Genomic DNA, 10,409 nt, shown 5'->3' with positions numbered 1-10,409 from the left:
GTGTCACACCGTGACACGGCCCCGGGGCGTTGCGGGCCGCGTTCCCTGCGTATCCCGGCGCTCCCCGGCGGCGGGGCGATAGCCTCTCGTCAGTCAACTGGCGTGACCAGAGAGCACGTTGTGATCGAAGAGGCAGGTCGGGGAAGACCGTGACAGACACACCGACGGCCGGTGACACCGCCCTGCGGCAGGTGGGCGCGGCCCCGCTGCTGCCCACCGATCCCGCCCGCATCGGACCGTACGCCCCGCTCGGGCTGCTCGGCAGCGGCGGTATGGGCCGGGTCTACCTGGCCCGACACGCCGACGGCAGTGCGGGGCTCGCCGCCGTGAAGGTGATCCGGCCCGAGTACGCCGAAGGGCCGGACTTCCGGCGGCGGTTCGAGCGGGAGGCCGCCGTGCACGGGCGGGTCCGCACACCGCGCGCACCGCATCTGCTCGGCACCGGGTTCGACGACGCGCTGCTGTGGATGGCGACCGAGTACCTGCCCGGCCTCACCCTCGTCGACGCCGTGCGCGAGTGCGGGCTGATGGAACCGGCCGGGGTGTGGCGCCTGGTGGCGGAACTCGGCGAGGCCCTGTCGGCGCTGACCGCCGCCGGAGTGGTGCACCGGGACCTCAAGCCGTCCAACGTGATCCTGTCCCCGCGGGGCACCCACGTCATCGACTTCGGCATCTCCCGCGCGGCCGACAGCAGCGCGATCACCACCACCGGCAACCGGGTCGGCACCGCCGCCTACATGGCGCCCGAGTACCTGCGCGAGGGCCGCTGCGACGCCGCCTCCGACGTCTTCTCGCTGGGCTGCACCCTCGTCTACGCCGCCACCGGCCACGCCCCCTTCGGCGACGGAACCGGCGTGGACGTCATGCACCGGGTCGCCTTCGAGGCCCCCGACGCCGAGGTCATGGCCGAACTCGCGCAGTCGGACCCCGCCCTGGCCGCGCTGCTGACCGCCTGCCTCGCCAAGGACCCCGCCGGGCGCCCCACCCCGGGGCAGCTGGCGGACGCCGCCAGGGCCGCCGGACACGGCCGCGCCTCCCACTGGCAAGAACCGCTCGCCGCCCGGCTCCGTGAGCGGCAGCAGGGGTGCGCGGTGCTTGCGGACCTGCCCGGGGGCGGTCACTTCCGCACCCCCACCCAGCCCGTGCTCACGCAGGTGCCGGCAGCCACCGGGAACGGCCGTCGCAGGAGGCCCCTCCTGGTCGGCGTCGCGGGCATCGCCGTCGCGGCCGTGGCCGTCGGCGCCTTCCTGCTCACCCGCCCCGACACCCAGGCCGCGGCCGCCCCGTCGGGCACCACGAGCGTCAGCGCCTCCGCGAAACCGACCTCCGCCCCGCCCATCGCCTCCGCCTCGCCCTCCGCCAAGGAGAAGCAGAGGGACGAGAAGAAGAAGGACGACAAGGACAAGGGCGCGGAGCAGCAGGACCCCACCGAGGAGCCGACCGCCACCCCCACCGCGACCGCCTCCCCCGACGGGGGCGCGACGGGCGGGAGTTCCGGCGGGAACACCGCCCCCACCCCCACCGCCACGGTCACCAGGACCGCCGCTCCCCCGGCCACCCCCGCCTGGATATCCGGCTGCACCTACTACTCGGGCACCGAACTCACCGACTACGGCGACAAGGGCCAGCGGGTCGTCCAGGTGCAGTGCATGCTCACCAAGCGCGGCTACAGCGTGGGCTCTTCGGGCGTGGACGGCGAGTTCGGCCGGGACACCCAGGCGGCCGTCAAGCAGTTCCAGAGCGCCAAGGGCCTGGAAGTGGACGGCCAGGTGGGGCCCAACACGTGGGCGGCGCTGCGTAGTTCCACGTAGCCCCGCCCCTCGGCCGTACCGGCAGGTGTCAGTGGAAGAAGTGCCGCGTCCCGGTGAAGTACATCGTGACGCCCGCCTTCTTCGCGGCCTCCACGACGAGTTCGTCACGGACCGAGCCGCCCGGCTGCACGACCGCCTTCACGCCGGCCTCCAGGAGGACCTCCAGGCCGTCCGGGAAGGGGAAGAAGGCGTCCGAGGCGGCGTAGGAGCCCTGCGCGCGCTCGGCACCGGCCCGCTCGACGGCGAGCTTCGCGGAGTCGACCCGGTTGACCTGGCCCATGCCGACGCCGACCGAGGCGCCGTCCTTGGCGAGCAGGATGGCGTTGGACTTGACGGCCCGGCAGGCCCGCCAGGCGAACGCGAGTTCGGCGAGCTCGTCCGCGCTCAGCGCCTCGCCGGCGGCCAGGGTCCAGTTCGCCGGGTCGTCCCCCTCGGCCTGGAGGCGGTCGGTGACCTGGAGGAGCGCGCCGCCGTCGATGGGCTTGACCTCGGCGGGGTGCGCGGGCGCGGCCGGGGCCTTCAGGACGCGGATGTTCTTCTTCTTGGCGAGGGCCTCGAGGGCGCCGTCCTCGTAGTCGGGCGCGACGATGACCTCGGTGAAGATCTCGGCGACCTGCTCGGCCATCTCCTTGGAGACCGGCCGGTTGACCGCGATCACACCGCCGAACGCCGACAGCGGGTCACACGCGTGTGCCTTGCGGTGCGCCTCGGCCACGTCCGAACCGACCGCGATCCCGCAGGGGTTGGCGTGCTTGATGATGGCGACGGCCGGCTCGGCGTGGTCGTACGCGGCACGGCGGGCGGCGTCCGTGTCCGTGTAGTTGTTGTACGACATCTCCTTGCCGTGCAGCTGCTCGGCCTCGGCGAGACCGACGCCGCTGCCGTCGACGTAGAGCGCGGCGGGCTGGTGCGGGTTCTCGCCGTAGCGCAGGGTGCTCTTGCGCTCCAGGGCGGCCGCGATGAAGTCGGGGAACTGCGAGTCGTCGGCGGGGGCGTAGGCGCTCGCGAACCAGCTGGAGACCGCGATGTCGTACTCGGCGGTGTGCCGGAAGGCCTCGGCGGCGAGCCGCTTGCGGGCGGCGAGGTCGAAGCCGCCGTCCTTGACCGCGGCCAGGACGTCGGCGTACCGCTCGGGGCTGGTGACGACGGCGACCGAGGGGTGGTTCTTGGCGGCGGCGCGCACCATGGAGGGGCCGCCGATGTCGATCTGCTCGACGCACTCGTCGGGGGAGGCACCGGAGGCGACGGTCTCGCGGAACGGGTAGAGGTTCACGACGACGAGGTCGAACGGCTCGACACCGAGCTCCGCGAGCTGCTCGCGGTGGCTGTCCAGACGCAGGTCGGCGAGGATGCCGGCGTGCACGCGCGGGTGCAGGGTCTTGACCCGGCCGTCCAGGCACTCGGGGAAGCCGGTGAGTTCCTCGACCTTGGTGACGGGGACGCCGGCGGCGGCGATACGGCCGGCGGTCGACCCGGTCGAGACGAGCTCCACGCCCGCCTCGTGCAGGCCGCGCGCGAGGTCTTCGAGGCCGGTCTTGTCGTAGACGCTGATGAGCGCCCGGCGAAGGGGCCGCTTGTTCTCGGCGGTCACTGGATAACTACCTTTCGTCCCTCAATGCGATAGCCGTTGCGGGCGAGCCGCCCCACGACCTCGACGAGCAGCCTTCGCTCGACTTCCTTGATGCGCTCGTGCAGAGCGCTCTCGTCGTCCTCGTCCCGGATCTCCACCACGCCCTGGGCGATGATCGGTCCGGTGTCGACGCCGTCGTCGACGAAGTGGACGGTGCAGCCGGTGACCCTGGCTCCGTACGCGAGCGCGTCACGGACGCCGTGGGCGCCGGGAAAACTGGGCAGCAGCGCGGGGTGGGTGTTCACGAACCGCCCGCCGAAGCGCGCGAGGAACTCCTTGCCCACGATCTTCATGAACCCGGCGGACACCACGAGGTCGGGTTCATGGGCGGAGACGGCCTCGGCGAGGGCGGTGTCCCACTCCTCGCGGGTCTCGTGGTCCTTGACCCTGCACACGAAGACCGGCAGCCCGGCCCGCTCGGCCCGGGCGAGCCCCTCGATGTTCTCGCGGTCGGCGCCGACGGCCACGATCTCGGCACCGTAGGCCTGCGCGCCGGTCTCCTCGATGGCGTCCAGCAGGGCCTGGAGGTTCGTACCGGATCCGGAGACCAGCACGACCAGGCGCTTGACCGGCCTGGCCTGCTCGGCCACGGGCTTGGCGGCCACGGCGGGGCCCTTTCTCGATGGAGGCTCTTCTCGCGGCCGACGCTTTGTACTTTCGTACGAATGCTTCGGGCCCGGGGATACGGGGAAGCCTACGAAGCGGCCGACCGTCAGCAACGATACCGGCACACCGGACGGCCCCCGTGGGACGGGGGCGTGGCCGGAAGGTAGCGTCTGGGACGAGCCGGTCCGGGAACGTAGGTGGTGTGCGGTGCGTTCACGGGGTGACGGCTCACGCCGGACGCTTCACGTACTCGACGGACTCCAAGGGGAAGACGCTCACTTGATGTCGGACCGCAGCCTGCGACTCCTCACGCTCCCCCCGCAGTCGGTGCAGGGAGGGGAGCGCAGCGGCATGCTGCTGCGGGAGCAGCCCGCCTCACCGCCGGACGCCCCTTCCTCCGACAAGAACTCCGCCGACAAGAACTCCCCCGGCAAGAGCTCCTCCGGCAGGAACGGCGAGGGACAGGGCGGTACGGCCGAGGAGGACAACCCCTTCGCGCCGCCGCCGGAGGGCACTCCGGACCGCCCGTGGCAGCCCCGCCGCCCCGAGGGCTCGAAGGATTCCGAGGACGGGCAGGGCGGCGGCAGCGGCGGCTACACCCCGTGGGGCAGCCAGTGGAGCGACCGCCAGCCGGGCCGCTCCGACGGCGGCTTCGGGGATCGCCCGGGCGTGAACCCCGGCGGTGGCCAGGAGAGCCAGAACAGCAGCGGCCCCGGCATGCGCTGGGACCCGACGGACCCGGCCCAGCGCCGCGCCCGCTACGCCCTGCTGTCCGGGATGTGGGCCTTCTTCTTCGTCCTCTTCGGCTGGCAGCCGGTGGGCCTGCTGCTGGGCGCCCTCGCCATGTACTGGGGCGGCAGCGCCCTGCGCGCCAAGCCCCGCACCCCGGACCCGAACACCCCCACCCCGCCCCAGTCCGCCCGCCCGCAGACCACGGCCGCGGTGACCGGCCTGGTCACCGCCTCCCTGGCCATCGCCTTCGTGGCGCTGAGCTTCACCGCGCGGCTGGTCTACGACGACTACTACACCTGCGTCAACGACGCCCTCACCAACCAGGCCCAGCAGTCCTGCTCGGACCTGCTCCCGAAGGAGTTCCGGGGCCTGCTGGGCGTCAACAGCTGAGGTCAGACGCCGGGTCCGGACTCCCCGGACTCCCCGGACTCCCCGGGCTCCTCTGGGGGCGCGGAGGCGTCCTTGAGCGCCGCCCAGCGGGACTCACGTGACGCGTCCTCGTACCAGGGGGTCGGCTCGGGGAAGAGGCTCACCGAGGGCTCGACGGGGAGTACGTCGTAGGGCTCGTAGGTGTCGTCCTGGTCGTCGGGGGCGTAGGTGTCGGCCTGGCCGAAGGGGACATAGGCGTCGTCCTGGCGGCTGTCAGGGACATGGGTGTCGTCGTCCCGGGCGTGGACGTCCTCCCGGTCGGGGCGGCCCTGGATGCGGTCCTGGCCGAAGGGGGCGTCCTGGGTGCCGCTCGGCTTCACCGGGGCGGCCTCAGGCGCGGCAGCAGGAACCGTCCGGGTGCCGTCCACCGGCTTGCGCGAGGCGAACAGATCCGGGGTGGCACCAGGGGCTGTCCCGGTCCCGTCCGCCGACTTGCGCGAGGCGAACAGACCCGGCGTGGCACCAGGAGCCGTCCCGGCCCCGTCCGCCGGCTTCCGCCAGGCGAACAGACCCGGGGTGGCACCAAGGGCTGTGCCGTTCCCGTCCGCCGCCTTCCGTGAGGCGAACAGACCCGGCGTGGCACCAGGAGCCGCCCCGGCCCCGCCCGCCGGCTTCCGCCAGGCGAACAGACCCCGCAGCCTCGCCCGCGCTCCGCCCCGCGTGCGTCCCCGCCAGCCCCGTACCCCCAACCCCACCGGCACACCGACACCCGCGATCCACACCGCCACCGCCCCGCCCACCTGCCACCACACCGGGCCGAACCGCGCCAGCGCCCCCACCCCCAGCGGCCCGCCGGCCAGCGCGGCGAGCCCGGCGACCGCGCCCGCGCACAGCACCGCGGCCCAGCACACCGCGCCCGCGGTCCGCCCCCGCGACCACTCCGGGCCGGCGGCCCGCCCCACGAACCAGCCCACCACCATTCCGGCCACCACCGGCACCCCCGCCACCGCCCAGTGCACCGGCTCCACGGGCCCCGCCTCCGGCACCGCCGCGAGCAGCGGGAACGGCGGCAGCAGTGGGGCGGGATCCGAGGACAGGGGCGCCACCACGTGCCCGGCGCCCAGCACGAAGCCGGGTCCGGTGGCGTACCCGACCGCCCACACCGCCGCGTTGGGCACCAGCGCCAGACAGAGCAGCAGGACGGCGAACCGCCCCGACCACCCCTCCGTCAGCTGGAGGAACGACCCTCGGGTGGCCTCTCCGTGCACCACAAGCGACACCCCCAGCAGCGCCGCCCCGCCCCCGACGAGCACGGCGACCCCGGCCCCCGCGGCCCGGGCCGCGACGGCGAGCCGTGCCCGCGCGTCCACGCCGAGCACCAGTCGCCGCAGCCCCGCGGGCAGCAGCACCAGCACGCCGTCCAGCGCGTCGGCGGGGCGGCCGTACGCCGTCCACACCCCCGCCCCGGCCGCACTCATGGCGACGACCGGCAGGCACCCGCAGATCCACGGCCAGGAGGGCCGCAGCACTCCGCCGGACGCGTACAGCGCGGCGGCCGCGCCGACGGCGAGGTACCCGAGCACGACCCCTGTCCACGCGGTCCGCCCGGACGCCGGCGGCGGCGCCTCGTCCCCCGAGGCCACGTCCCGCGCGGCCCGGTGCACCAGCCACAACGGCAGCGCGAGCAGCAGCAGCGGGGTGACGCCGACCGGGGCCGGCACGCCGGAGAGCGTGTCCGTCCGGACCAGTTCGGCGCCGTGGGCCAGCAGCCACAGTGCCGCGGCCACGTGCAGCGCCCCGCCGGGACCGCTGTCGGGATACGGCGAGCTGATCCACATCACCATCACCAGCACGGCGAACGAACCGAGCCCGAGGCCGGCGGCCACCGCGCCACCCAGGAGGCTGGCGGCCAGGCCGGGCGTCCGGTCGCGCAACCGGGTGAGCAGGGGCGACAACGGCGTACGGCGAGCGGTCATCTCGATCACGCCCGCCATGCTCCCAACGACACGCGCTTTTACGCCGTAACAGCCAAACCTCCGAAGTGTCGCTCAATATACGACTATGTGCTTTTTCGTACGAAAGGGAGTCCTGTGACGGCGGAACTGTCGGCGCAGCCCGGGGAGACGCAGCCCGAACCGGCGCCCGCGCCCGCCTCCCTGACCCCCGCTCAGGCCTTCGACGCGCTGTACGCGTTCTGCGCCCCCGCGCTCGTCCGGCAGGCCTATCTGCTCACCGGCCGGCGCGAACTCGCCCGCGAGTCGGTCGAGCGGGCCTTCCACCTCGCCTGGCAGCGCTGGCCCGAGGTCGCGGTGGACCGGGACCCGGCGGGCTGGGTGCGGGCCGTGACGTACGAGTACGCCCTCTCCCCCTGGCACCGGTTCCGCCCCCGCTACCGGCACCCCGAGCCACCGGCCGCCGACCCGTCCGACCGCGCGCTGATGGCCGTACTCCTGAACCTCCCGCCGTCGCAACGACGCTCCCTCCTGCTGTACGACGGCCTCGGCCTCGACCTTCCGGAGACGGCGGCGGAGACGGAGGCGAGCACGCCGACGACCGCGAACCGGCTGCTGAACGCGCGCGCGGCGATCGCGGCCCGGCTTCCCGACCTGTCCGACCCGGCCGCCCTGCACGACCGCCTGGTCTCGCTGGCCTCCCACGAGCGGCTCCGTGCGCCGCAGCCGCCTGCCGTGCGCAGCGGCAGCGAGCGTCGGGCCCGGTTCTGGACGCGGGCGGCGATCGCGTTCACGGTGGCACTGATCGGCACGACGGCCCTCACGGTACGGACGGCACCGACGCACTACGAGCCGCCGGTGGCGCCGGGAGCGGAGATCCAGGGGGTGCCGGCGCGGGTGGGGCAGGGGGCGTTGTCGGACGCGGAGGTGGCGTTGCGGAGGAAGCTGCGCTCGTCTTGGGGGAACGGCCCGGAGAAGGTGGTGCCACTTGCTCGTTAGGGCCGACTGCGGGCCGGTGGGGGCTGGTCCCCTAAAAGAGCTTCAGTGGACCGAGTTTTTGGGGGCGCGGGGAACTGCGCGAGCAACCACGACGCACCCGCAGCCGCCCGACAACCCGACCCGGCACCCCGTAACGCGCCGATGGGCCCGCCCCAACCCACGGAGCGAGCCCATCCACGTTCAGCTGGATTCCGCTCAACCGGCGAGGATCTCCCGCGCCAGCTTCGCCGTCTCCGTCGGCGTCTTGCCGACCTTGACGCCCGCGGCCTCGAGGGCCTCCTTCTTCGCGGCGGCCGTGCCGGAGGAACCGGAGACGATGGCGCCGGCGTGGCCCATGGTCTTGCCCTCGGGCGCGGTGAAGCCCGCGACGTAGCCGACGACCGGCTTGGTCACGTTCTCCTTGATGAACGCGGCCGCGCGCTCCTCGGCGTCGCCGCCGATCTCACCGATCATCACGATCAGGTCGGTGTCGGGGTCGGCCTCGAACGCGGCGAGCGCGTCGATGTGCGTGGTGCCGATGACCGGGTCGCCACCGATGCCGACGGCGGAGGAGAAGCCGATGTCACGGAGCTCGTACATCATCTGGTACGTCAGCGTGCCGGACTTCGAGACCAGGCCGATACGGCCCGGCTTGGTGATGTCGCCCGGGATGATGCCGGCGTTCGACTGGCCCGGGGTGATGAGACCGGGGCAGTTCGGGCCGATGATCCGGGTCTTGTTGCCCTGGGACACGGCGTACGCGTAGAACGCGGCCGAGTCGTGGACCGCGATGCCCTCGGTGATGACGACCGCGAGGGGGATCTCGGCGTCGATGGCCTCGACCACGGCGGCCTTGGCGAAGGCCGGCGGTACGAAGAGGACGGACACGTTCGCGCCCGTCTTCTCGATCGCCTCGGCGACCGTGCCGAAGACCGGGATCTCGTTGCCGTCGATGTCGACCGACGTGCCCGCCTTGCGGGGGTTCACGCCACCGACGATGTTGGTGCCGTCGGCCAGCATGAGCTTGGTGTGCTTCATGCCCGTGGCACCGGTCATGCCCTGGACGATGACCTTGGAGTCCTTGTCGAGGAAGATAGCCATGGCTTGTCTGTCCCTCTTCCCTTACTTCGCAGCCGCGAGCTCGGCGGCCTTGTCGGCCGCGCCGTCCATGGTGTCCACGCGCTGGACCAGCGGGTGGTTGGCGTCGGAGAGGATCTTGCGACCCAGCTCGGCGTTGTTGCCGTCGAGGCGGACGACGAGGGGCTTGGTGACCTCTTCGCCCTTGTCCGCGAGCAGCTGGAGCGCCTGCACGATGCCGTTGGCGACCTCGTCGCACGCGGTGATGCCGCCGAAGACGTTGACGAACACGGACTTGACGTCCGGGTCGCCGAGGATGATCTCCAGGCCGTTCGCCATGACGGCGGCGGAGGCGCCACCGCCGATGTCGAGGAAGTTGGCGGGCTTGACGCCACCGTGCGCCTCACCGGCGTACGCGACGACGTCCAGGGTGCTCATGACGAGACCCGCGCCGTTGCCGATGATGCCGACCTCGCCGTCGAGCTTGACGTAGTTGAGGTTCTTGGCCTTGGCGGCGGCCTCCAGCGGATTCGCGGAGTCCTTGTCCTGGAGGGCCTCGTGCTCCGGCTGACGGAACTCGGCGTTCTCGTCCAGGGAGACCTTGCCGTCCAGGGCGATGACGTCACCCGAGGCGACCTTGGCCAGCGGGTTGACCTCGACCAGGAGGGCGTCCTCCTCGACGAAGGTCTTCCACAGGGTGACCAGGACGTTCGCGACCTTGTCGGCCACCTCGGCCGGGAAGTTCGCGGCCTCGACGATCTGGCGGGCGACCTCGGGGGTCACGCCGACATTGGCGTCGATCGGCGTCTTGGCGACGGCCTCGGGGCGGGTCTCCGCCACCTCCTCGATCTCCATGCCGCCCTCGACGGACGCGATGGAGAGGAAGGTGCGGTTGGCACGGTCCAGGAGGAAGGAGACGTAGTACTCCTCCACGATCTCCGGGGCCGTCTCGGCGATCATCACCTTGTGGACCGTGTGGCCCTTGATGTCCATGCCGAGGATGTTGGTGGCGTGCTCCACGGCCTCGTCGGCGGAGGCGGCGAGCTTGACGCCACCGGCCTTGCCGCGGCCGCCGACCTTCACCTGAGCCTTGACGACGGACTTGCCACCGAGGCGCTCGGTGGCTGCGCGGGCCGCCTCAGGCGTGTCGATGACTTCACCGGCCAGCACCGGTACATCGTGCTTGGCGAAGAGGTCCCTCGCCTGGTACTCGAACAGGTCCACGCGCTTCCGTCCCTATCAGTGATCTCGCGG

8 protein-coding genes are annotated in these 10,409 nt (G+C 72.6%); 3 read left to right on the top strand and 5 right to left on the bottom strand.

Features of this window, described 5'->3' with window-relative positions; genetic code table 11:
* Window positions 1-149: 149 nt before the first annotated feature.
* Window positions 150-1,811 carry a protein kinase gene (locus ACFULQ_RS38800; RefSeq protein WP_383553515.1) on the top strand — a complete coding sequence of 554 codons (1,662 nt, stop codon included), beginning with the start codon at window positions 150-152 and terminating at the stop codon, window positions 1,809-1,811.
* A gap of 28 nt (window positions 1,812-1,839) precedes the next feature.
* Here the strand turns inward: ACFULQ_RS38800 and purH are convergent, their stop codons facing one another.
* Entirely contained in the window at window positions 1,840-3,402 is a 1,563-nt protein-coding gene (gene purH, locus ACFULQ_RS38795) for a bifunctional phosphoribosylaminoimidazolecarboxamide formyltransferase/IMP cyclohydrolase (RefSeq protein ID WP_383553512.1), read from the bottom strand.
* Window positions 3,399-4,046, bottom strand: a complete 648-nt coding sequence (purN, locus tag ACFULQ_RS38790; protein WP_383553510.1) for a phosphoribosylglycinamide formyltransferase — start codon at window positions 4,044-4,046, stop codon at window positions 3,399-3,401. The genes purH and purN overlap by 4 nt, the downstream gene beginning before the upstream one ends.
* Before the next feature lie 283 nt (window positions 4,047-4,329).
* Between purN and ACFULQ_RS38785 the strand changes: the two genes are divergently transcribed.
* Window positions 4,330-5,169 (top strand): hypothetical protein, encoded by an 840-nt coding sequence (locus ACFULQ_RS38785; protein ID WP_383553507.1) that lies wholly within the window; start codon window positions 4,330-4,332, stop codon window positions 5,167-5,169.
* A 2-nt stretch (window positions 5,170-5,171) separates the two neighbouring features.
* On the opposite strand, the gene ACFULQ_RS38780 is transcribed toward ACFULQ_RS38785, so the two are convergent.
* Window positions 5,172-7,142, bottom strand: a complete 1,971-nt coding sequence (locus ACFULQ_RS38780) for a DUF6350 family protein (protein WP_383553504.1) — start codon at window positions 7,140-7,142, stop codon at window positions 5,172-5,174.
* A 69-nt stretch (window positions 7,143-7,211) separates the two neighbouring features.
* Between ACFULQ_RS38780 and ACFULQ_RS38775 the strand changes: the two genes are divergently transcribed.
* Window positions 7,212-8,099: a sigma factor-like helix-turn-helix DNA-binding protein gene (locus ACFULQ_RS38775; RefSeq protein ID WP_383553501.1), complete on the top strand. Its 888-nt coding sequence runs from the start codon at window positions 7,212-7,214 to the stop codon at window positions 8,097-8,099.
* Window positions 8,100-8,294: 195 nt separating this feature from the next.
* Here the strand turns inward: ACFULQ_RS38775 and sucD are convergent, their stop codons facing one another.
* Window positions 8,295-9,179 (bottom strand): succinate--CoA ligase subunit alpha, encoded by an 885-nt coding sequence (sucD, locus tag ACFULQ_RS38770; protein WP_031047423.1) that lies wholly within the window; start codon window positions 9,177-9,179, stop codon window positions 8,295-8,297.
* A 21-nt stretch (window positions 9,180-9,200) separates the two neighbouring features.
* The gene (gene sucC, locus ACFULQ_RS38765) at window positions 9,201-10,379 is read right to left on the bottom strand and encodes an ADP-forming succinate--CoA ligase subunit beta (protein WP_383553498.1); all 1,179 of its coding nucleotides are present in this window, start codon (window positions 10,377-10,379) and stop codon (window positions 9,201-9,203) included.
* Between the last annotated feature and the right edge of the window lie 30 nt (window positions 10,380-10,409).

This window comes from Streptomyces sp. NPDC057253, from assembly GCF_042669125.1.
In the GTDB taxonomy this organism is placed as follows: domain Bacteria; phylum Actinomycetota; class Actinomycetes; order Streptomycetales; family Streptomycetaceae; genus Streptomyces.
Note: the sequence above shows the minus strand (reverse complement) of the source record. Positions and strands in the feature narration are given on the sequence as shown.